The organism is Citricoccus alkalitolerans (genome assembly GCF_039528175.1).
Lineage (GTDB): Bacteria > Actinomycetota > Actinomycetes > Actinomycetales > Micrococcaceae > Citricoccus > Citricoccus alkalitolerans.
Genome location: NZ_BAAALH010000001.1, coordinates 816,901 through 838,751, shown reverse-complemented (window position 1 = coordinate 838,751; position 21,851 = coordinate 816,901). Strand labels below are relative to the sequence as shown.

The window sequence follows — 21,851 nt, the reverse complement described above, 5'->3', positions numbered from 1 at the left end:
CGTCCCCATCGACCGGACACCCTCCCACTGAACGCGCCCGCGCCCCTACGCTGAGCCCATGGTCACCGTTGCCGAGAACCTCATCCAGACCCTTTCCCTCAATGGCGTCAAGCGCATCTACGGTCTGCCCGGCGATTCGCTCAATGCCGTCACGGAGTCCCTCCGGACCCACCCCGAGATCGAGTGGGTGCACGTCCGCCATGAGGAGACCGCCGCCTTCGCCGCCGGGGCCGAGGCCGAGATGACCGGTGACGTGACGGTCTGTGCGGGCAGTTGCGGCCCCGGGAACCTGCATCTGATCAATGGTCTCTACGATGCCCAGCGCAGCCGCGTCCCGGTGCTCGCGATCGCCGCGCACATCCCCACGGAGGAGATCGGCACCACTTACTTCCAGGAGACACACCCGCAGGAGTTGTTCCGGGAGTGCTCGGTCTATGTGGAGTACGTGGCCGATCCGAAGCAGATGCCCCGCCTGCTGGAGATCGCCCTGCGCACCGCCATCGAGCAACGCGGCGTGGCGGTCCTCGTGATCCCCGGCGATGTCGCCTCGGCGGCCGCCCACGATGATCGCCGCACCCTCGTGCGGAAGACCCGCTCCGCCGTCGTGCCCCTGCCGGAACAATTGCAGGAGGCCGCCGACGTCCTCAACGCGGCGCGGAGCGTCACCATCCTGGGCGGTGCGGGCACCGCGGGAGCCCACGCCGAGGTGATGCAGCTGGCCGAGCGGCTGGCCTCGCCGATCGTTCATGCGATGCGCGGCAAGGAACACCTGGAGTATGACAGCCCCTATGACGTCGGCATGACCGGCCTGCTCGGCTTCGCCAGCGGCTACAAGGCGATGTGCGAGGCGGATGCCATCCTCATGCTCGGCACGGACTTCCCCTACCCGCAGTTCTATCCGGATGATGCCCAGGTGGTCCAGGTCGATCTGAGGGGCGAACAGATCGGGCGCCGGCACCCCGTGGACGTGGCCCTGCTGGGCGGGGTGCGGGAAGTGGCGGCCGCGCTGGTCCCGCTGCTGGACCAGAAGAAGGGCAGGCACCTCGCGGACGCACGGAAGCACTACGCCAAGACGCGCGCGAAGCTGGACGACCTCGCCACCCCGGCACGGAATGGCGCAGCGGTGCACCCGCAGTACCTGGCACGGCGGATCAGCGCCCTGGCGGCCGATGACACGGTGTTCATCCCCGACGTCGGCTCCCCCGTGGTCTATGCCGCCCGCTACCTCGAGATGAACGGACGACGCCGGCTGCTCGGCTCGTTCTCGCACGGCTCCATGGCGAACGCGGTCCCGCAGGCGATCGGAGTGCTGGCCCAGGACCGCGCCCGGCAGACCGTCACGCTCTCCGGCGACGGAGGGCTGACCATGCTGCTGGGTGACCTGCTCACGCTGGTGCAGATGAATCTGCCGGCGAAGGTGGTGGTGTTCAACAACTCGTCGCTGAATTTCGTGGAGCTCGAGATGAAGGCCGCCGGACAGCTGCCCTTCGCCACGCACCTGGATAATCCCGACTTCGCCGCCGTGGCCCGGGCCATGGGCATCAAGGGCATCCGCGTGGAGGACTCGGAGGGCGTGGACGCCGCCCTCACGGAGGCCTTCGCCCACGACGGCCCGGTTCTCGTGGACGTGGTGACGGATCCGCAGGAGCTCACCATTCCGCCGGCCATCCAGTTCGAGCAGGCCAAGGGCTTTGCGCTGTACTCGATCCGCACCGTCCTCTCGGGCCGAGGCGACGAGCTGTTCGACCTGGCGAAGACGAACTTGCGGCAGTTGTTCTAGTCCCGGCTAGGGTTGCCGCGTGGACCGTACGCCGAAGAACCTCCTGCTCACCTACATCCTGTGTTTGCCACTCGGGCTGCTGGGGGCGCACCGGTTCTACCTGGGGCATCGTGCTCTCGGGGTGGTGTACCTGATTCTGACCGTGGCAGGCCTCGCCAGTGCTCCGTGGGGCATCGGGTTCGTGTTCGGCGGGGTCGTGCTCCTACTGTGCCTGCTCGACCTGGTGCGCCTGCCCGGACTCGTCCGGCGGGCCAACGGCGGACTCAACTAGGCGACTCCGGCCATCCCGGTGAGTACCGAAGGGTGACGTGCCGGTTGTGCGCCGGCTCTCCCGATCCCGAAAATCACCGGCGCTGGTTGTCCTGACGCATTGACTGCAGCTCGGCCACCGTGGCGGCCGTGTTCTGCGAGGTCCGCACGATGGCGATGTAGAACTCGACGGTGACCCGCATCAGCACCAGCATGATGAAACCGGGGATCCATCCCAGCAGCAGGGCAGCGATGCCCAACACCGGATCCGCTGCGGCCGTTGAGAGGCTCGACCATCAGGACCCAGATGTTCGCAGCGGCCAGGCCTACCGCAGCAGACCCTCACGCAGGGCGCGCAGTACTGCGTTCGTCCGGTCCCGCGCGCCCAGTTTCAGGAGGATGGTGGAGACGTGGTTCTTCACCGTGCCCTCGGCGAGAAACAGGGCTTGTGCGATCTGCCGGTTGGGGTAGCCCTCGGCCATCAGCCGCAGCACCTCCTGTTCCCGTTCGGTGAGTTCCTGGGCGGGCACCACAGCCTCCGGCGTTGGGACGGCCCCGGTGCGGATCGCCCGCAGCAACCGATCGGTGATGGACGGGGCGATGAGGGTTCCGCCGTCGGCCAGGGTCTGCACCGCATGGGTGAGCTGTGCGACGGTCACGTCCTTGAGCAGATATCCGCGGGCACCGGAGTGCAGGGCGTCCAGCACCAGGGTGTCGTCGTCGAAGGTCGTCAGTACCAGGACAGGTATCTCGATCCCCCGGTCCCGCAGTTGCCGCAGAGTCCACAGCCCGTCGTAGCGGGGCATCCGCAGATCCAGGAGCACGACGTCGGGCGCCACCCGGGCGATCACCTCCAGCGCCGCCGCGCCGTCGTCCGCCTCTCCCACCACCTCGACGTGAGCGATGTCCAACAGGGTGCGGATCCCGTGCCGCACGAGGGTCTGGTCGTCGACGACCACGACGCGGGTCATGCGGACGGCACCCGGGCGATGACGCGGAATCCCTGGCCCGGGTTGCCGCGGACGCCGGCCGCGGTTCTCACGGGCATGTCTCGTTCTGTGTTGCCTGTACTGTCCACGGCGAGGCCGAACTCCGCCGTGCCACCCAGCATCTCGATCCGTTCGGCGATCCCCCGCAACCCGTTTCCGATGGCGTCCACATCCAGGGGTCCACACCCGTCGTCCTCGGCCATGAGCACCACCTCGCTGTTGAGACGATCCTCCTCACCGTCCAGTCCCACGGTGATCCACAAGCGAGTGGCATCCGCGTGGCGGAGGGTGTTGGTGGTGACCTCCTGCACGGTGCGGACGAGGGCCTCGGTCCGCGCCTCATCCAGGCTCAGCCCGGATTCCACCTCAAGCTCCACGTGCAGGCCGGGGAGGCCTGCCACCACCCCTTCCAACGCATCGGCCAGGTCGGTCGGCTCGGTGCGAAGCTGACCCACGGCGGCGCGCAGGTCCGCGAGCAATTCCCGGGCCACGGTACCGGCCCGCTCGACGTGTTCTCTCCCGGGTTCTGGGGTCCGGTGCCTGGCCGCCTCCAATTCGAGGGCAAGGACCGTGAGCTGGTGACCGATCGTGTCATGCAGGTCCCGGGAGATCCGCAGCCGTTCGGCGGCGCGGGCGTTCACGGCCAACACGGCGGAGGCAGCCCGCAGGTCCACGTGGGCCCTGGCCAGCTCGCGGCGTTGCCGTTGTTCACGGATCAAGGTCACGGTACTCAACAAGGTCGCGACCTGGATCATCAGGTAGAACCCGAGGAACAGTCCGAGCTCCATCAGGGCGGATTCCGTGAGGGCGCCATCCACCTGGGTCGAGGCCTCCTGCATGGCATCCACCGTGAGCACCACAGTGTTGAGCCCGATCAGCACGAACCCGCCCCCTACGGGCACCAGGTAGGCACTGATGGCGGCGGTCAGCACGAGGAGGATATTCAGCAGTCCCATCCCGGGGGCGGTCAGCACCAGCACCCAGGAGAACACGATGGCGGCCACGAACCCGATCAGGTCCACGCGCCGCCCCATGCCGGAGACCGCCACGATGAGGTTGATCAGGAAGACCACGAACAGACTGGTCCACAGGGTGCGGTGGATCGACGGCTCGGCCGCTCCGAGCAGGACCGGGGACGCCACGGCGATGGCGACGACGAGCATCGCCAGTCCCGACCAGATCTCGTACCCGTACCGCTGGCTCATCCTCAGAGTCTAGGAGGATGCGAGTGCCGTTGCCCGTGCCGATGGTCATGGGTGGTCGCCCAGCACGGTGATGACCGACGGCACCTGTGCGCACGGCCCATGATGCCTAGCGTCAGGACCATGACGATTCCATCACCGGCACCTGCACCCGCCATCCTTGCCGAGAACCTGCGCAAGTCCTATCGCGGCAGATCCGCCGTGGACGGCATCACCCTCTCGGTTCAACCAGGTGAGGTGATGGGCGTCCTCGGGGCCAACGGTGCCGGCAAGACCACCACTGTGGAGATGATCGCGGGACTGCGCACCCCGGAGGTCGGCACGGTCCGGGTCCTCGGGCTCGACCCCCGGCATGATCGCGGTGCGGTGCGGCAGATCCTCGGCGTCCAGTTGCAGCAGTCCTACCTCCACGGGGCGTTGACCGTGGCCGAGCTCGTGGACCTGTACCGCAGTTTCTACCCCGACCCGGTACCGGCGGGGGAGCTCATCGACCGCGTGGGCCTCGGCCCACAGCGCCGTACCCGGTTCGAGAAGCTCTCCGGCGGCCAGCAACAGCGTGTCTCCATCGCGCTAGCGCTGGCCGGCCGCCCGCGCGTCGTGATCCTGGACGAGTTGACGACGGGACTGGACCCGCGGGCGCGCCGCCGACTGTGGTCGCTGGTCGACCAGATGCGGGATGACGGCGTGACCGTGCTGCTCGTCAGCCATGCCATGGACGAGGTGGAGCACCTGTGCGACCGGCTGGTCGTGCTCGATGCCGGACGCGTCATCGCCCGCGGCACCCCCGGCGAGATCACCTCCGCCACTGGGACTCCCTCACTGGAGGAAGCCTTCCTGGCACTGACCGGGCGGGAGCTCGACGAGGACGACGAGAGTCCAACAGGGAAATCCACCACGGAAGCCGAGGCCCACTGATGACGACCGCCACCCTTCACCCACCCACGGCACGACGCCCTGGCCCGAAGTCCTGGCTGACCCTGGTGGGCGCCGAGGCGAAGATGGTCACCCGGGACACCTCCGGGCTCATCATCCCGTTGGGCCTCCCCCTGCTGATCCTGGTGATGAGCGCAGCCCCCGCCTCCCAGGAGGTCATCGTCAACGGGCGCACAGCGCTGGACCTGTTCGTACTGCCGCTGGTGCTGACCGTCATCATCGCGACCATCGGCATCATCAACATGCCCAGCTTCCTGGCCTACTACCGTCGCTCGGGCATCCTGCGCCGGCTGGCGGTCACGCCGGCGTCTCCGGCTATGGTCTTGGTGGCACAAGTGGTGGTGAGCCTGGTGCAGGCCGTGCTCGGGCTGACCCTCGCCCTGGTGGTCGCGTTCTGGGGGTTCGGGGCGAACCCGCCCGCGCACCTCTGGACCACCGTCGGGATCTTCCTGCTGGCCATGGCCGCGATGTACGCGCTGGGGATGATGGTGGCCGCCGTCGCTCCGACGCCGAACTCGGCCGTCGCCATAGGCCTGGTCCTGTTCTTCGCCTTCGGCGCCCTGGGAGGGTTGTTCGGTGGGGTGCAGATGCTGCCTGACGCGCTGGCGCCGCTGGCCGACTGGCTGCCGTTCGGAGCCGCCGTCCAGGCGTTGGGAACGGCCTGGGCCGGGGCCGCCCTCGAGCTGACGCATCTGATCAGCCTCGTGACCACCACGGTGGTCGGGACCGGGGTGGCGATCTGGCTGTTCCGCTGGGAGTAGGACGCCGGCGTCAGTGGTTCTTGGGGACCTTGACCGCGATCACCGGTACGGAGGCGCCCAGCAGGATCTGGGCGCTGCTGGCCAGTTTCTTTATCGCGATGGTCGTGCTGCTGATCCTCAACCTGCCCTTCGCACCGCTCTGGGCCAAGCTGCTGGCGATCCCCCGCCCCTACCTGTACGCCGGGATCACTGTCTTCTGCGGTATGGGCGTCTATGCGACCTCGGGCTCCACCTTCGACCTGCTGATGCTCTTGGGCATCGGCCTCCTGGGATTCGCGCTGCGCCGGTTCGGTGTGCCGCTGGCCCCGCTGATGATCGGCATGGTCCTCGGACCCCTGTTCGAGACGAGCATGCGGGACGCCTTGGCCAGCTCCAACCAGAGCTACGGCGTCTTCGTCGATGGGCCGATTCCGGTGGCCATCTACGCACTCCTTGCCCTGTCCCTGGTGATCTCCATCGCGGGTCGCGTCCGGTCGAAGGCACGGAAGGACACCTGACCTCGTGTCACGGTGTGACGCGGGATGCAGACTGGATTCTGCCGCCGTACGGTCCTCCGCCGCCCTCGACCAGGCCGCGCTGACGGACGATGAGTTCCTCGCAGGACCCTCCGCGTGGGCCGAACAGGTAAGGCGGCTCCGGTAGCCACGGTCGCCCCGGCTCAGGGGACCAGCATCACCTTGAGGGCCTCGCGGCGGTCCATGGCGGCATAGGCGGCCGGTGCCTGCATGAGCGGCATGGCGACGTCGAAGACCCGCCCGGGGCTGATCTCACCGCGGACGACCTGCGCCGTGGCTGACTCGAGGTAGCGGCGCACGGGTGCCGTGCCTCCCGTCAGAGTGATGTTGTTCAGGAACAGGCTGCCGCCAATCGGGGCTTCTCGGTACTGGGGAACGCCCACGCGGGAGATCGTCCCGCCGGCGCGCACCACCCCGGCCGCCTGCTCGTAGGCAGGACGGTGGCCCACGGCCTCGAGCACCACGTGGGAACCGAGGCCACCGGTGAGGTCCCGAACCAGCTCGATGCCCTCGTCACCGCGTTCAGCCACGACGTCCGTGGCGCCGAACTCGCGGCCGAGGTCCGTGCGTGAGGCGTGCCGGCCCATGAGGATGATCCGGTCCGCGCCGAGCTGACGGGACGCCAGGACGGCTGAGAGACCCACGGCACCGTCACCGATCACCGTCACGATCTGTCCGGGGCCCACCTGGCCCATCGTCGCGGCGTGGTATCCGGTCAGGTAGACGTCCGAGAGGCTAAGCAGGCTCGCCAGCAGTTCCTCGGAGTCGTTGCCCGTCTCATCGACGGCAGAACCGTCGGCTGCCCGGACGGCCACGAGGGTGCCGTCAGCCAGCGGGACGCGCACGAACTCGGCCTGCAGTCCGATCCCCTGGCCGCCGAAGAATCCTCCATGCAGGCAGGAGACGTGGAATCCCTCAGTGCAGAACTCGCAGGTGTTGTCCTGGTAGGTGAAGGAGGAGATCACCAGGTCGCCCGGGCGCAGCGAGGTGACGGCGGCGCCGATCTCCTCCACCACGCCCACGACCTCGTGCCCCATCGGGCTGCCTTGTTCCGAGGCCTCCATCGAGTGATAGGGATGCAGGTCCGAGCCGCACACGCAGGAGCGCACGGTGCGGATCACGGCGTCCGTCGCTTCGATCAGGTTCGGGTCGGGAATGGTCTCGACCCGGACGTCTCCGGCACCGTACATGAAGGTCGCTTTCATAATCCCCACGCTACCGGCAGTCTCCCGCCCGAACGTTCTGCTCGCCGGCCCGCCGTCGTCGGGCATTACCCCACGATGGTGACGGTTCCTGCGTCAGCATCGACCTCGACGATGTCTCCGCTGCGGATGACCTGGACCGGGTCACGGTCGAGCTCGCTGACGGTCGGTACACGGGTCACGACGGCGCCGAGCACGGCCTTGGTGGTCACCGTGGTGAACACCATGGCCGCAGGGGCCGTACCCAGCAACCGTGTGCTCTGGAAGAACCCTGACCAGCCGGACGAGCCCTTGGCCCCGGGGAAGACCAGGACCTTGCCGGTGAAGCACACACCGAACAAGGCGTGGCGCCGTTCGATGATGGTGCCCCGGGCCGGGTCTATTCCGCCCCAGCCGGAGATGGTCTCCGGCGAGACGAGGGCTTCGGCCCGGACGATTCCGGGAACGATACCCCGTCCCCTCAGCACCGTTCCGGGAACCACTCCGCGGGCTCCTGCGGACGGCATGCTCATGACAGCTCTCCTGTCCAGGTTCCGGTGATCGCGGCCTGCACGCAATCGGCAGTGGTGCCGAACCAGGCCTCGATCCCCAGGATGGCGGGCAGATAGTGCGCCTGCTTGGCGCTGTCGGTGGCGAACACCCGCGTCCCCGCCGGCGCCGTCCGGGACATGGCCGGACAGGAGTCCGTCAGCAACCGTCCACCGGCACGCTGGATGACCTCCGTGTAACCGTTGCGATCAGCCACGGCCCGCAGGGCCCGCGGTGTCATGATCCACAACTCCGTCCCGGGATGCAGGCTCCGCCCGTCCAAGAGGGCGGCGATCTCCCCGAGTTGGTCCAGGGAGGCATGGGGACATCCCAGCAAGACGAAGTCGACGTCCTCGGTGTTCCCCTGGTTGTTGAGCAGCTCGTACATGCGGCGTCGATCCGAAGCGGTGAACGCCACGGGGTCCGGAATCCGGTGCGGGCCGAAGGCGGCCTCCACCGAGGGTGCCTCCGGTGTGACACCGGGTAGGTGGAAGATCTCCACGCCCCCGGTGGTGGCCAGGGCCGCCCCGAGGTGCTTCAGGTCGGCTTGGCTGGGCAGTGCCAGCTCCCCCGTCAAGACGGGCCGCTCCTCCTGGACCACCTGCCCCGCGAAGTACCCGAACAGTCCCCAGTCCAAGAACGAGTCGATGGGCACGTCCGCACGAATCAGGTGGGATCCGTGACGGTTCTCGTCCAGATGATTGCCCCAATAGGGGATGCGGCCGGTCAGTCCGGCCGCTCCCGTCGACGCGGTGCCCTCGCAATTGGACTTGGCCCCGATGACCGAGTTCGCGTAGACCACCGCTGAGGACTCCATCCAGGCGATGTGCTCTCCGCGCACGGGCAGGTTTCCCACCTGGTACGGCGTGCACGTGGCCAGGATGTTGATACCCCGGTCACTGGCGAAGGCCTCGGCCTCAGCCTGCAGTTCGACCAGGTGGGGGTTGTAGGGGGTGATGTTGAGGGCATCGGCACTGAAGCCGTGCTGTAGCTGACACGTGGGCACCCGCATCTTGGGGATCTCAATCTCGTCATCGCAATCGAGGTTGATGACGGCGTACGCCTTGTTCCAGCCGCCCTCGGCGGCGATCTTCTCCTTCGCCGGGGTGGGTTGGGTCGACGTTCCGGCCACGTTGCGGACACTGCACAGCCTCTCGGCTCCCAGTCCCTCCCCGTAGCGGACCAGCAGGTCCATGGCCGCGGCCACAGCGTCTCCGTCCCGCCCATCCCGCATGGCGCGGTCATCGTCAGTGAGCAGCATGGAGGGGCTCCTTCTCTCCGTCTTTCTCATCATGACGGCTGCTGGCTGGAGCCCCGGCCGGGACCGCGTCAACGCCGGCCTCGTCCGGTCCGATATTGGCGCGGATGCGTTCGCGTAGCTGGGCCCGGTCGATCTCGGTCACGGGACCGCCGTCGGCCAGGTCGAGCGCGTGGGCCGCGGCCTCGCCCATGGCGGCACAGGGGCCCATCACGCGGATGCTGGAGAGGGCGGCTGCGTCGCCGTCCACGCACCGTCCGGCAGCCAGTAGGTTCACGGCACCCCGGGGGGTGATACTGCCCAGGGGCACATAGTGCACGTGGTCGCCGTCGAATTGCTCCCAGACGTACCCCTCGGGCTGGTCATGCAGTTCGATGGGCCAGGAGGTCCGGGCGATCGAGTCCTCGAACCGGAATCCTGAGCGCACCTCGTGTTCTGTGAGCTGGTGTTCGCCGGCGATCCATCGGGTCTGGCGACGGCCCGGAAGACCATAGAAGCGGACGGAGGCCTCCCCGAAGGCCGCCGGATGGTGGTCCCGGAGGAACTGGATGACACGATCGGCCTGGTCCTTCCCGCGCAGCTGGGCCTCTGCGGCCCCCACGGCCTCGAGAGGAGACTCGATGTGGGTCATGTTCAGCACCGCCGTGTCCCGGCCGGGGAAGAAGAAGGCCAGTCCGTCCCGACGGATCAGCCCGTACTCCTCGGCGTGGTCGTACACGCTCCGGGCCAGGTCCTGGGGGTCCGGCGCGGCGGAGGGGTTGAGCCCCTCGACGCGCACCTGTTGCGATCCCCAGATGGTCCGTTCGGGTACCCGGCATTCGAGGCCGGCCTCCCAGGTCAGGGCGGCGTCTCCGGAGGCGTCGATGAAGGCATCCGCCTCGACCTTCAGGAGTCCGTAGCGGGTCGCGAACGTCACAGAACGCAGGTGGCCGGCGTCATGGTCCACCGAGAGGATGGAGGCTCCGGTCACGGGGACCACTCCCGCCTGGACGATCTCGCGTTCCATCCAGCGACCCACGGCGTGCTCGTCATAGTTCACCGTGATGGTGTGGCGGTGGTTGTAGGAGAGATCGCCCGTCTTCTCCAGGTCGGGGAACATCCGGTCGAAGAGCCCGTGCGTGAGCTGACGGTACTCCGGCCCGTTGCCGTAGACACCGCAGAACAGTCCGATCAGGGAGTTGGCGCATTGCCCGCCGAGCATGGGCAGGGCGTCCACGAGGATCACCCGCCGTCCCAGGCCCGCCGCGGTCAGGGCGGCGGACACGCCGGCGATGCCGGCACCGACGACGCACAGGTCTCCGCGCAGTTCCTCCAGCGGTCCGCTCGGTGGTTTCGTGATGGTGTGGATCTTCACATCGGTCAGCTTGTGGGGCATCAGGAGTCCTTGGCGTAGTGGTGGTGCAGTGCGGGGGCAGTGTCGGGGACCAGGGTGGCGCCGCGTTCAAGCGGAGTGACCGTGCGGGCATAGACGCCCAACCAGCCACCGGTGGTAGCGGACTCGCGGCCCGGCTGGGTCAGCCGGCGTCGCTCGAGTTCCTCACCGGAGACGAGCAGGTCGACGGTTCTGGCCGGGATGTCGGCACGGATCCGGTCGCCGTCGTGGACCAGTCCGAGGGGCCCCTCCAGGGCTCCCTCCGGCTTGACCTCGCCGACGACGATGCCCTGGTTCACGAGCCCGGAGAGCTGGCCGTCGGTCACCACCGCCACCTGACCGGTGAGACCGGCACCGTTGAGGGCGAACACGACGTTGGAGGCCATACCCATCCCCGGTGTACCGGAGGGACCCAGGCCGCGCAGGACCAGCACGTTCCCCGCCTCGACCTGATGTGCATTGATGGCCGAGATGGCCTCGGCCGCATCCTCGAAGACCCGGGCAGGGCCCTCGAAGCTGTCCTGGCGGCGTTCGGTGGCGGAGAGCTTGACGATCGAACCGGCCGGCGCCAGGGATCCGTACAGGATCTGGATGGTGGCGTGGGTGGCGCGAGGCTCGTGCAGGGGACGGATGATGCCGGCGTCCGCCTCCGGTGCCCGCTGCAGGACCTCGCCCAGCGTGCGCCCCCCGATGGTGGCGGCCTCGAGGTCCAGGACCGGTCGCAGTTGCGAGAGGACGCCGAGGGCTCCCCCGGCGGCCTCCAGGTCTTCAATGCTGTCCGGGCCGCTCGGCCGGATGGCCGTGAGTGGCCCCACCTCGCGGCCGAGCTCGGCGAACAGGGCACTGATGTCCACGTCCACACCGGATTCCACGGCGATGGCCTGCAGATGCTTGACGCTGTTGATCGACCCGCTTACAGCCAGTACGGCCGCGACGGCATTGCGGAAGGCGCCCGGAGTCAGGATGTCCCGCGGACGGCGCTGGGCCAGCACCGCCTCGACGATGGTTCGGGCTGAGGCTCGCGCGTTCTCCCACATGGCGGGGCTGTTGGCCGCCACGGGAGCCGATCCCGGCAGGCCCATGCCGAGGGCCTCGGCCATGATGTGCATGGTGTTGGCGGTCCCCATGCCGGTGCAGACGCCAGGCCCGCCGATGGCCCGGTCACTCATGGTGCAGAGATCCTCCACGGTGATCCCACCCGTGGCCACGTGTCCGGCCTTGATGAAGACCTCCTCGATGTCCGCGGGTTCGCCGTTGTCCAGCACCCCGCAGGGCTGGTAGCCGCACGGCACGACGATCGTGGGCACGTTGATCCGTCCGGCCGCCATCAACTGGCCGGGTGTCGTCTTGTCGCACGAGGCCAGGCAGATCATGCCGTCCAACTGGCCTCCCTCCACGGCGGCCTCGATGTCATTGGCCAGTAGGTCCCTGCTGGACAGGACATAGCCGCCCCGGCCTCCGGCGGCCATGATGAAGTCAGTCGGTGCCACTGTCCGGATCTCGAAGCCCACGGCGCCGGCCTCGCGGATGGCCTCGACCACGTGGTCGGCGATGTCATCGAGATGGCTGAAACAGGGTGCCAGCTTGGATGAGGAGTTGACGACGGCGATCTTCGGCTTGACCACATCCTCGTCACTGAGGCCCAGGGCCTTCCACTGGGTTCGACGGGTCGCCCACCGAGGGGAGCCGACCGGGAAGTTGCTGCGCAGATCCACTCAGCCCACGTCCTTTCGCCCATAGACGGATTCATGCCAGGGGATCGCCACCCGCTTGAACGAGGTCACGATGAAGTACATGATCAGGCCCACGGTGGCCAGCATCAGGATGACCGCGAACAGCGCAGGTGCATTGAGCTCATTGAGGGTTTTCACCACCATGTAGCCCAGTCCCTCGTTGCCACCCAGGTACTCGCCCACGATGGTGCCGATCACCGCCAGCACGATGGCCGTCTCCATGCCGGCGAAGACGTGCGGCATCATGCTCTTGAACTCCAGGTGCCGGAAGGTCTGCCACCGGCTGGCGTTGATGCTCTGCATCAGGTCCCGGTGCCCCCGGTCCACGGAGCGCACGCCCAGCAGGACGTTGAGCATGACCGGGAAGAAGGCCAGGAGGCCGGCGATGATGACCTTGGTGGTCATGCCGAACCCGAACCAGATGACGAACAGCGGGATGAGAGCGACCTTCGGCACCACCTCCAGGGCAATGATCAAAGGCCTGACGCTGGCCTCCAGCAGCGGCAGCTTCCCCAGGAGGACCCCGACGAGGACCCCCGCCAGGGTGCCGGCCAAGAAGCCGAGGACGATCTCGATGACGGTCACCCGCACGTTGTCCCAGGTGGTGGGCTGGGCGAGGAGTTCCCCGAGATTCTCGAAGATCATGGTCGGCGGCGGCAGGATCAGCGGGGAGACGTCCAGTGCCTTGACGCTCAGCTCCCAGATCACGAACAACACCACGAGCAGTCCGGGAGTGGTGATCCACGGCAGGACCTTCAACAGCTTCTTACGATTCACGGTCGTCCTCTTCGTTCAGTGAGGTGTGCAAGTTCCCGACCAGCCCGTGGAAGGCTGCGTCCTTCTTGATCTCGAGTCCGCGAGGCCGGGCCAGGGGGACCTCGACGATGTCCTTGATGCGACCGGGACGCGGGGTGAGGTGGACGACCCGGTCCCCGAGGGCCACGGCCTCGTCGATGTCATGGGTCACGAAGACGACGGTGGCGCGGGTGGCTAGTGCAATGCGCTGGATCTCCATGTTCATCTTCTCCCGGGTCAGCGCATCCAGGGCGCCGAACGGCTCATCCATCAGCAGGAGCTCGGGGTTGTCACTGAGTGCCCGGGCGATGGCGGCGCGCTGGCGCATGCCTCCGGACAGTTCGCGGGGATAGTTGGGGAGGAAGTTCTGCAGTCCCACCAGTTCCGCCAGTTCCCGGACCCGGTCCCGCCGCTCGTTCTTCTTGACCCCGCGCAGGCGCAGCGGCAGGGCGATGTTGTCCTCGATGTTGTACCAGGGGAAGAGATTGGAATCCTGGAACACGACGCCGAGACGGCGGATGACGGACGAGTCGACCGTCTCGTGGTGCCACAGGGCGCGCCCTCCGATCTCGACCTGACCGGCGGTGGGCGGGACCAGGCCCGCCATGATGCGCAGCAGCGTCGTCTTCCCGCAGCCGGAACGGCCGATCAGGGAGACGAACTCCTCCTTGCGGATCTCCAGGTTGATGTCAGACAGCGCGTGGGTGGTCCCTCGCTCCGTCTTGTATGTCTTGTCGAGTCCGGAGATCCGGATCTCCGGACTCGAGTCCGGAATCGAGGTCTCCGGCGATGCCACGGTGGGCTGGGTTTGCATGCTCATGGTTGCTCCTCGGGGATGGGCAGAGTTCAGGACGCCGGCAGGTAGCTGTTGTCCAGCCACTCCAACGGGTCCGCTCCGGCCTCGACCATCCCGGCGGACACGAGTTCCTCGTAGCCTTCGGCCCAGTAGCCCTCGTCCGTGGTGAGGAGCGGCTGGGTTCCCTTCGCGGTCCAGAGGTCCCGGCTCTGGCTCAGTGACTCCGTGGCGACCTCGTCGTCGTCCAGGGACCCGAACGAGTACTTCGAACGCATCGTCTCGATGACAGATTCCAATGACTCATCGTCGACGATCTCCTGGACGGCATCCCTGATGGCGGCCATGTATGCCTTGATCTGTTCCCCGTTCTCCTCCAGGGACTGTTGGGTGGCGGTGTAGATCTGGGAGTCCGCGCGCACGGCATCGCCAGCGTCGAAGGCCTGTGCCTCGCCCGCGAACTGCTGCTGGGTGACGATGGACTGGTCGATGCTGACCATGTACCCGGAGATGTCCCCCCGCTTGACCAGTTCGAAGGTCCCGGGGCCCAGGCCGACGACCTGGCGTGCGACGTCGTCGGGGTTCAGGCCGGCCTTGTGCAGCATCAGGGACAGCGACTTGTCGCTGGTGCCGCCCTCGGAGGGCACCCCGATGGTCTTGCCGAGGAAGTCCTCGGGCTTCTCCAGGGGATTCGCCGTGGAATTGAGGATACGGATGGACGAGCCGCGCACGATGCTGCCCACGTTGACGAGGGGCTGTCCGTCCGCGGCTGCCGTGATCAGGTCGATGGCCCCCACGCGGGTCAGCGGCCCCGCCCCCGCCACGAGCGTCTGGATGGCCTGGGGCGAGCCCTTGGTGGACTGGAACGTGACCTTCAGACCGTGGTTCTCGAAGTGGCCTCCGGCGTCCGCCAGCAGTTCGGGTGCGACCGAGAGTGTCTCCATCGGCAGGTAGCTCAGGTACGTGAAAGGTGCGGTTCCGCCTTCACCGCCGCCTGCTGCACCGGAGGATGCGGTACCGCAGCTGCTGAGAAGTCCGGTGATACCGAGTGCCGACAGTCCCAGGGTGCCGGCGAGGAAACCGCGCCGGTTGACCTGGGATCGGACGAGTGGGGATTGCAGGGACATCGTTGACTCCTTGTTCGGATGGATCGCCGAACACGACTTTGCCAACGGGGGTGATCCAGCTCTACGAAGATCTCAGTCAGTGAGATCTGAGTCACACGACGTGCCGGATCTGGCGGTTCATCTGGACGTTCAGTGCCATGGACCTCGTGATGGCCAGAGCGGTCGTCTGGACCGCGTGGGCCATGGTCTGTTCCTTCAGGCTTCCCAGGGGCGTGTTGACGGACAGGGCAGCGATGACCTGGCCGTGGGTGTCACGGATCGGCGCTGCCACGGAGATGGCGTCCATGACGACCTGGCGGTCACTGACGGCGAAGCCGCGTGACCTGATCGAGGCCAGCATCCGCCGCAGTTCCTGGGGGCTGGTGACGGTCAGGGGAGTCCGCTGCTCCAGACGACCCAGCAGATAGTCCTCCTGGACTTCCACGGGCGCCTGGGCCAGCAGCATGAGCCCCACCGAGGTCAGGTGCAGCGGATAGTGGCTTCCGATGTAGGGCCGGGAGTTCCGCGCGCGCCAATGTGACATCCGTTCGATGAAGACGGCTTGTGACCCCTCCCGCACCGCCAGATGGACCGGGTGGCCGGTGATGTCCATGAGGTCCTGCATGAACGGCAGTGCCGCCTGCTGCACGCCGCCGGACCGCGGCGCGTGCGAGGCCACCTCCCACAGCCACAAGCCCACGTGATACCGGTGCCCCTCGCCGAGCTCCAGCACTCCCTCCTCCGCCAGGGACCGCATGATCCGGTGGCAGGTGGAAGCCGGCAACCCGGTCCGACGGCTGACCTCGGTGGCGGTCAGTTCCTCCGCGCCCCGCTCGAAGGCTCGGAGGATGGACGCCATCCTGGACAGCATGCTTCGTTGATCCTCGCCAGCCAGGATTCCTCCTCCTCGTGTGCCTCCCATCACACGATAGTCGCCGAGGCGGATCGCCAGCGCCCCGGGGCAAACGCCCAGCTCAGAAGTACTGCGGGGGTCAGAAGCTCAGGGGTGGACGGGTGGCTGGACCCAGCCCGCCGGCAGCCCCTTCGAAGGCGGAGGAGCCCAGGGCCGGAGCGCCCCAGACGTGGCCCTCGTCGCCGCCGGCGGTGATGGCGAATCCCGGCGGGATGAGCAGGTCCTGGGCGGAGATCTCGGACAGGGTCGCATGGCCGTTGCCCATCATGGCCGCCTTCAGGCCGTCCTTCATGATGTCCAGGACGTTCTCCACTCCGGCCTGCCCGTTGGCACTCATTCCCCACAGGTAGGCTCGGCCGATCAGCACCCCTCGGGCTCCGAGGGCCAGGGCCTTGTACACGTGGGAGCCGCGGCGGATGCCGCCGTCGAGGTACACCTCGACGTCCTCGCCAATGGCCTCCGCGACGGCGGGCAGTAGCCGGATGGTGGCCGGCGTCGTATCGAGATTGTTGCCGCCGTGGTTGGACACGGAGACGGCGGTGACGCCGGCGTCCCGGGCGGCCTTGGCATCATCCACCCGGGTGATGCCCTTGACCATGAACGGCCCGTCCCACTGCCGGCGCAACCAGGCGATGTCATCCCACGAGGGGATCTCGGTCTGGCGCCACCATCCCATGGCCTCGAAGAAGCCGGGCGCCGGCTCACCCTTCGGCACGGCATTCGGCACGGAGAGCTCCGGCGGGCGCAGGGTTCTGGCCCAGTCCAGGGCGTAGCCGAACTTGCCGCCGGCGATGATCTCCGGGGCGTACTTGAGGATGGCCTTGAGGTTCATCTCCTGCGGAATCTCCGGGCTGCCCCAGTCCCGGCCATAGCCGTTCGTCCAGTCGAGGGTGATGATCAGTCCGGCCGCCCCGGCGTCCTTGGCACGCTGCGTGAGCGCCAGCATCTGGTCACGGCCACCCGACCAGTACAGCTGGAAGAAGGTCCGGCCCGGGTTCTCGGGGATCACATCCTCCATGGCCTTGGAGGAGTACGCCCCGAGCCCCATGGCCGCACCCCGGTTGTTCGCCGCCCAAGCGACAGCGATCTCACCCTCGGGATGCACGGCCTGGACCCCGGTGGGAGAGATCATCACCGGCGACTCGACGGGCACGCCCATGATGGTGGTTCGGGTGTCCTGTGCGAGCGGGTTGCCCGTGATCTTGGGCGCGAAGCCGAGCTCGGCGAAGGCATCGATGTTGTTCTGCACGGTCATGCCGCGCTCCGAACCGGCTACCAGGGCCATGTACACGGACGCCGGAAGGCGCTTCTTGGCCCGGCGCTGGGCCTCCGCCACGCTCTCGAACCAGGGATTGGTCATGGTGATGCTGTCCTCACTGTTGGATGTCGTTGATCGTTGCTCGTCGGCGAGCCAGACGCCGTTGTGCACTGGCTCGCCCGAGTGCGGGCCGCCTGACTGTGCTCCGGCAGGCCGTTCACGGCGCGGCCCTCCTCATCCGGCTCGACCTACTTGATGGCCGCGCCACCGTCGACCGGGATCTGGCCACCGGACACGTAGAAGGACTCATCGGAAGCGAGCCACAGAACTGCGTTGGACACATGGACGGGCTCGATCCATGCCTTCCCGAAGGGGTTCAGACCGGCGAACGCTGCTTCGGCGTCAGACGCCTCCGGTTCATCCAGGTCCGGCCGGAAGAGCCGGTACGCGCTCGCGTTCTTCACCATGGGTGTGTCGATCGAGTTTGGATGGATGGTGTTGACTCGGATGCCGTGTGGACCCAGCTCGTTGGCGAGCACCTTCATCAGACCGACGATGCCGTGCTTCGCAGCGGTATAGGCCGCAACGTTCGCCAGCCCCTTGAATCCGGCGAGGGAGGAGATGATGATGACGGATCCGCCCTCTCCAGCCTTGATCAGGTGCTCAGCAGCCGCAGCGTAGGTATGCCACACGCCGGTGAGATTGATGTCCTGGATGTCGTTCCACGACGTCTCGCTGACCTCATGCGTGTTCGCCCCGAAAGTAAAGATCCCGGCGTTGGCGACGATGACGTTGACGGCGCCGAGTTCGGCCACGCCATCGTTGACGGCCGACTTCAGTGCGTCCAGATCCCGCACGTCCGCAACGCGCGCCACCACTCGACGACCCTGTGCCTCCACCTGCCGCGCGGTTTCCCGCAGCTCCTCCTCTCCCGGCAGATCGTAGAAACCTTCCAGGCTGTCCACCGGGGCGCAGAGGTCGACCGCAATGATGTCCGCGCCCTCCTCGGCCAGCCGGATCGCATGGCTTCTGCCCTGTCCGCGTGCAGCGCCGGTGATGAAGGCGACCTTGCCTTCCATACGTCCTGTCATGATGTGTGCCTCCTGCGTCTTGATGCGTGATGGTGCTGAGAATCGTCATGGGTGATGCGGTGGGTTCGGGAGACGACGGACGAGAGGCCGACGCCGGGAGAGTCAGCGGGGGGATCCGGTCAGGAGGATCCGGTCAGGAGGATCCGGACGAGGAGGCTTTCGGGGGCACGAATCCGGCCAGGGGGTCGATCTCACAGGCACTGACTGGGGGGCGTGCGGGTGCGCCCATACCGATGCTCACGGGCACCGGACGAGACTTCGCGCGTGGGCGGGGCGGTGAGGTCCGGTGGGACCGGTCGACACTGGGCCGCGGGAACTCCAGGTCCGCCTCACGACTTTGGAGGAGTTCCTCGCCGAGGCCGCGCACGCATTCGGGGTCCGGTCCGTCGAGCGGCAGCCCCGTGAAGAACTTCGCCGCCATGCAGCCGCCACGGCAGGTGTCGATGAACTGACACCCGGCACAGGCTCCGCCCGTCTGGGGCTCGCGCAGCTCGGTGAACAGCTCGGAGCCCCGCCAGACGTTGGCGAATCCGCCATCGTCCACCGTATTGCCGGCTTTGAACTCGTCATGGATCGCGAAGGGACAGGCGTAGACATCGCCGACCGGATCGATCAGGCACACCACCCTCCCGGCACCGCAGAGGTTCAGCCCGGGCAGGGTCTCTCCATAGGCCGAGAGGTGGAAGAACGAGTCACCGGTCAGCACCCCCTCTCCGTGGGCGACCAGCCAGTCGTAGAGCTCGCGCTGCTGCTCGGGGCGCGGGTGGATGTCATCCCAGACATCCACCGCACGTCCGGAGGGCCGCAAGCGGGTGATGCGCAGCGTGGCCCCGTACTCGTCAGCCAGGGCCTTGAACTCGTCGAGCTGCGGGATGTTGTGCCGGGTCATGACCACGGAGATCTTGAACCCCTCGACGCCGGCTTCCTTCAGGTTCTGCATCGCCCGGACCGCGAGGTCGAAGGATCCCTTGCCCCGCAGGGCGTCATTGACCTCCGCGGTAGCCCCGTCGAGGGAGATCTGCACGTCGATGTAGCCGTTGTCGGCAATCCGCTGGGCCGCGGCAGCGTCGATGCGTACCCCGTTGGTGGAGAACTTCACGCCGACGTCATGGCTGGTGGCGTACTCGACGATCTCCCAGAAGTCGGAGCGGACGGTGGGCTCACCGCCGCCGATGTTGACGTAGAAGACCTGCATCCGCTGGAGCTCGTCGATGATCTCCTTGCACTGCTCGGTGGACAGCTCGTTCGGGTCGCGGCGCCCGGAGGCGGAGAGGCAGTGCGAGCAGCTGAGGTTGCAGGCGTAGGTCAACTCCCAGGTCAGGCAGATGGGGGAATCGAGGCCACGTTCGAAGTGGTCGATGAGGGAAGGACGGCGCTCGGGGGCGAGGGTCAAGGGATACTCCCGTGGGTTGAGTCGTCAGGCGTGGTTGATGGCCGGCAGCAGCATGTCTGTTTCGGCGAGTCGATGCAGGGCGGACACGTAGCCCGGACGGGATTCCTCGTCGATCTCCAGGGCGGTGAACGCCGCGTCCACACTCGGGAAGTCGGCCAGTGCGGTGACCAGGTCGACGAGTCGGGTGTCCTTGAGGAAGCTGAGGCGGCGGGTGCCGAAGTGGTAGAGCAGTGCTCCGAAGGGTTCAGGCCGCACTGCCACGCGCGGATTGAGGATCCAGGCCGTCCCGGGATCGAGGCCGAGCCCCGATCCCGGATCCACAGCCAGGTGTGTGGTGGTAGCCAAGGTCAGTAGACCCCGCACATGCCGTCGATTGAGACATCCTCCACAAGGTCGTCCGCCGTGACCTCGGGGTCGGTGCTCTGGGCTGGGGCGCTGGACTGCTCCATAGTTCCTCCCGGAAAAGTGCTGACAAGATGTGAGTTGGATCACTCACATGATGAGAGACTAAATGACACAGGGTGCCAATGCAATGGATCGTTGACAACCTTGTGAACAATCCCCCTAGAGGCGAGAGGAGGGGCCATGACCGAGAACCACGAGACACCTGACCGTGCGCTGGGCCGTCCCCGTGCCACCACGCATGACGTGCTGGCCGAGATCGGCGTGGAGCTCTTCACCAGCCGTGGGTATGAGCACGTCTCGGTCCAACAGATCGCCGATGCGGCGGGAGTGTCCCGCCGGACCTTCTTCCGCTACTTCCCGACGAAGGCGGACCTGCCCTGGGGAGATTTCGCCCGGGAGGTGGAGCGGCTCCGCGGAGAACTGGCCCTCGTGCCGGATGGCGTCCCCCTGATGGAGGCCGTGCGCCATGCCGTCGTGGAGTTCAACCGGGTACCGCCGGAGGCCGTTGACCAGCACCGCGCCCGCCTCGGACTCATCCTCACGGAGCCGGAACTGATCGCCCGTTCCCAGGTGAAGTTCCTGGACTGGCGTGGGGTCATCGCGGAGTTCACGGCTCGGCGCCTGGATATGGAGCCCACGTCCTTCTTCCCCGAACTGGTCGGTGAGGTCGCCTTGAGCGCGGCCGTCGCCGCCTATCGGCAGTGGATTCCCTCATCCGATACCGACCTCACGACCTTCATCGACACCGCCTTCGCTGCGCTCGTGGACCTGGACCGGCTGGAGCAGGGCGTCGCCGCGCAGCTGTCGACGCGACTGGACCCTCCGGCAGGACCACAGGAGAACCACGATCATCGGGACAATCCGGGAAACGCAGGAGAGGAACGCCAATGAGACTCACTGATGCCACCTGGCCGGACATCAACCCGCAGACCTTCGGCGGGGCGGCCCCGGTGCTGGTACTCCCGATCGGGGCACTGGAGCAGCACGGTCCACACCTTCCCCTGGACACGGATGCCGTCACCGCCACGGCGGTGGCCGCCGCCGTGGCAGACGCCCGGCCTCGTGCGGCTCTCGCCCCGACCCTGCCGATCGGTGCCAGCGGGGAACATGCCGGTTTCCCCGGCACACTGTCCATCGGCAGTGACGCCCTGCGTCAGCTCGTCGTCGAGGTGGTCCGCAGCTCCACTCCGGCGTTTTCAGCGGTCATGGTGGTCAACGGCCATGGCGGCAATGTGGATGCTCTCCGGTCCGCAGCCGACCTGTGCACGGCCGAAGGACGGACACTCCTCCTCCACCACCTCGGCCTGCCGGGCATGGACGCCCATGCCGGCCGGACCGAGACCTCGCTGATGCTGCACCTGACCCCGGAGCGGGTGCGGCTCGAACACGCGGAGCCCGGCAACACCACACCCGTGCGAGAGCTTTTCGCCGAGATGAAGGCCCACGGGGTGCGGGGCGTGAGCCCGAACGGCGTGCTCGGCGATCCGACGGGCGCCAGCGCCGCCGAGGGGGCGGACCTGTTCGTCCGGCTCCGCGACCGAGCCACCGCTGCATTCGATGGCCTCACGGGATAGA

Annotated in this window: 22 protein-coding genes and 2 pseudogenes; 7 read left to right on the top strand and 17 right to left on the bottom strand. The window is 67.4% G+C overall.

All coding sequences use genetic code 11. The annotated features are described in order from the left end of the window. The first annotated feature begins 58 nt into the window (after window positions 1-58). Both poxB and ABD134_RS03740 read left to right on the top strand, forming a co-directional pair. A complete protein-coding gene (gene poxB, locus ABD134_RS03745; protein ID WP_344226828.1) occupies window positions 59-1,780 on the top strand; it encodes a ubiquinone-dependent pyruvate dehydrogenase in 1,722 nt (573 codons plus the stop codon). A 19-nt stretch (window positions 1,781-1,799) separates the two neighbouring features. After that, on the top strand, window positions 1,800-2,051 hold the full coding sequence (locus ABD134_RS03740; protein WP_344226826.1) for a TM2 domain-containing protein: 252 nt from the start codon (window positions 1,800-1,802) through the stop codon (window positions 2,049-2,051). 73 nt (window positions 2,052-2,124) lie between these two features. Here ABD134_RS03740 and ABD134_RS03735 read toward each other — a convergent pair. From ABD134_RS03735 to ABD134_RS03725, 3 genes and pseudogenes are all read right to left on the bottom strand, one after another. Continuing rightward, window positions 2,125-2,298, bottom strand: a pseudogene (locus ABD134_RS03735) (DUF4282 domain-containing protein); the annotation flags it as partial. A 57-nt stretch (window positions 2,299-2,355) separates the two neighbouring features. Beyond that, window positions 2,356-3,000: a response regulator gene (locus ABD134_RS03730; protein WP_344226824.1), complete on the bottom strand. Its 645-nt coding sequence runs from the start codon at window positions 2,998-3,000 to the stop codon at window positions 2,356-2,358. Beyond that, complete coding sequence (locus ABD134_RS03725) at window positions 2,997-4,223, bottom strand: histidine kinase (RefSeq protein ID WP_344226822.1); 1,227 nt, start codon at window positions 4,221-4,223, stop codon at window positions 2,997-2,999. Before ABD134_RS03725 ends, ABD134_RS03730 begins: the two co-directional genes overlap by 4 nt. Before the next feature lie 120 nt (window positions 4,224-4,343). On the opposite strand from ABD134_RS03725, the gene ABD134_RS03720 reads away from it, so the two are divergent. The 3 genes and pseudogenes from ABD134_RS03720 to ABD134_RS03710 all read left to right on the top strand — a co-directional run. After that, the gene (locus ABD134_RS03720; protein ID WP_344226820.1) at window positions 4,344-5,135 is read left to right on the top strand and encodes an ABC transporter ATP-binding protein; all 792 of its coding nucleotides are present in this window, start codon (window positions 4,344-4,346) and stop codon (window positions 5,133-5,135) included. Continuing rightward, window positions 5,135-5,914 (top strand): ABC transporter permease, encoded by a 780-nt coding sequence (locus ABD134_RS03715; RefSeq protein ID WP_344226818.1) that lies wholly within the window; start codon window positions 5,135-5,137, stop codon window positions 5,912-5,914. Before ABD134_RS03720 ends, ABD134_RS03715 begins: the two co-directional genes overlap by 1 nt. A gap of 53 nt (window positions 5,915-5,967) precedes the next feature. Further along, window positions 5,968-6,411: pseudogene (locus ABD134_RS03710) on the top strand (tripartite tricarboxylate transporter permease); the annotation flags it as partial. Window positions 6,412-6,572: 161 nt separating this feature from the next. Here the strand turns inward: ABD134_RS03710 and ABD134_RS03705 are convergent. From ABD134_RS03705 to mftA, 14 genes are all read right to left on the bottom strand, one after another. Then, a complete protein-coding gene (locus ABD134_RS03705; protein WP_344226816.1) occupies window positions 6,573-7,634 on the bottom strand; it encodes a zinc-binding dehydrogenase in 1,062 nt (353 codons plus the stop codon). Window positions 7,635-7,699: 65 nt separating this feature from the next. After that, window positions 7,700-8,143, bottom strand: a complete 444-nt coding sequence (locus tag ABD134_RS03700; RefSeq protein WP_344226814.1) for an aconitase X swivel domain-containing protein — start codon at window positions 8,141-8,143, stop codon at window positions 7,700-7,702. Continuing rightward, a complete protein-coding gene (locus ABD134_RS03695; protein ID WP_344226812.1) occupies window positions 8,140-9,420 on the bottom strand; it encodes an aconitase X in 1,281 nt (426 codons plus the stop codon). Before ABD134_RS03695 ends, ABD134_RS03700 begins: the two co-directional genes overlap by 4 nt. Continuing rightward, window positions 9,407-10,792 carry an FAD-dependent oxidoreductase gene (locus ABD134_RS03690; RefSeq protein WP_344226810.1) on the bottom strand — a complete coding sequence of 462 codons (1,386 nt, stop codon included), beginning with the start codon at window positions 10,790-10,792 and terminating at the stop codon, window positions 9,407-9,409. Before ABD134_RS03690 ends, ABD134_RS03695 begins: the two co-directional genes overlap by 14 nt. Further along, the gene (gene ilvD, locus ABD134_RS03685) at window positions 10,792-12,504 is read right to left on the bottom strand and encodes a dihydroxy-acid dehydratase (protein WP_344226808.1); all 1,713 of its coding nucleotides are present in this window, start codon (window positions 12,502-12,504) and stop codon (window positions 10,792-10,794) included. Before ilvD ends, ABD134_RS03690 begins: the two co-directional genes overlap by 1 nt. Further along, window positions 12,505-13,299 carry an ABC transporter permease gene (locus ABD134_RS03680; RefSeq protein ID WP_344226806.1) on the bottom strand — a complete coding sequence of 265 codons (795 nt, stop codon included), beginning with the start codon at window positions 13,297-13,299 and terminating at the stop codon, window positions 12,505-12,507. It lies immediately after the preceding gene. Continuing rightward, window positions 13,289-14,137: an ABC transporter ATP-binding protein gene (locus ABD134_RS03675; protein WP_344226804.1), complete on the bottom strand. Its 849-nt coding sequence runs from the start codon at window positions 14,135-14,137 to the stop codon at window positions 13,289-13,291. The genes ABD134_RS03680 and ABD134_RS03675 overlap by 11 nt, the downstream gene beginning before the upstream one ends. Before the next feature lie 26 nt (window positions 14,138-14,163). Continuing rightward, window positions 14,164-15,237: an ABC transporter substrate-binding protein gene (locus ABD134_RS03670; RefSeq protein ID WP_344226802.1), complete on the bottom strand. Its 1,074-nt coding sequence runs from the start codon at window positions 15,235-15,237 to the stop codon at window positions 14,164-14,166. 91 nt (window positions 15,238-15,328) lie between these two features. Further along, window positions 15,329-16,075 (bottom strand): IclR family transcriptional regulator, encoded by a 747-nt coding sequence (locus ABD134_RS03665; protein WP_344226800.1) that lies wholly within the window; start codon window positions 16,073-16,075, stop codon window positions 15,329-15,331. A 133-nt stretch (window positions 16,076-16,208) separates the two neighbouring features. Next, window positions 16,209-17,489, bottom strand: coding sequence for a pre-mycofactocin synthase MftD (mftD, locus tag ABD134_RS03660; RefSeq protein WP_344226798.1), 1,281 nt, complete (start codon window positions 17,487-17,489; stop codon window positions 16,209-16,211). 146 nt (window positions 17,490-17,635) lie between these two features. Then, complete coding sequence (locus ABD134_RS03655) at window positions 17,636-18,478, bottom strand: mycofactocin-coupled SDR family oxidoreductase (protein ID WP_344226796.1); 843 nt, start codon at window positions 18,476-18,478, stop codon at window positions 17,636-17,638. Window positions 18,479-18,611: 133 nt separating this feature from the next. Further along, the gene (gene mftC, locus ABD134_RS03650) at window positions 18,612-19,871 is read right to left on the bottom strand and encodes a mycofactocin radical SAM maturase (protein WP_344226793.1); all 1,260 of its coding nucleotides are present in this window, start codon (window positions 19,869-19,871) and stop codon (window positions 18,612-18,614) included. A gap of 24 nt (window positions 19,872-19,895) precedes the next feature. After that, window positions 19,896-20,216: a mycofactocin biosynthesis chaperone MftB gene (mftB, locus tag ABD134_RS03645; RefSeq protein WP_344226791.1), complete on the bottom strand. Its 321-nt coding sequence runs from the start codon at window positions 20,214-20,216 to the stop codon at window positions 19,896-19,898. Between the two features lie 2 nt (window positions 20,217-20,218). Next, entirely contained in the window at window positions 20,219-20,320 is a 102-nt protein-coding gene (gene mftA / locus ABD134_RS03640; RefSeq protein WP_344226788.1) for a mycofactocin precursor MftA, read from the bottom strand. Window positions 20,321-20,456: 136 nt separating this feature from the next. Between mftA and mftR the strand changes: the two genes are divergently transcribed. Further along, window positions 20,457-21,167 carry a mycofactocin system transcriptional regulator gene (gene mftR, locus ABD134_RS03635; RefSeq protein WP_344226786.1) on the top strand — a complete coding sequence of 237 codons (711 nt, stop codon included), beginning with the start codon at window positions 20,457-20,459 and terminating at the stop codon, window positions 21,165-21,167. Beyond that, window positions 21,164-21,850 (top strand): mycofactocin biosynthesis peptidyl-dipeptidase MftE, encoded by a 687-nt coding sequence (gene mftE, locus ABD134_RS03630; protein WP_344226784.1) that lies wholly within the window; start codon window positions 21,164-21,166, stop codon window positions 21,848-21,850. Before mftR ends, mftE begins: the two co-directional genes overlap by 4 nt. The last annotated feature ends 1 nt before the right edge of the window (window position 21,851 follow it).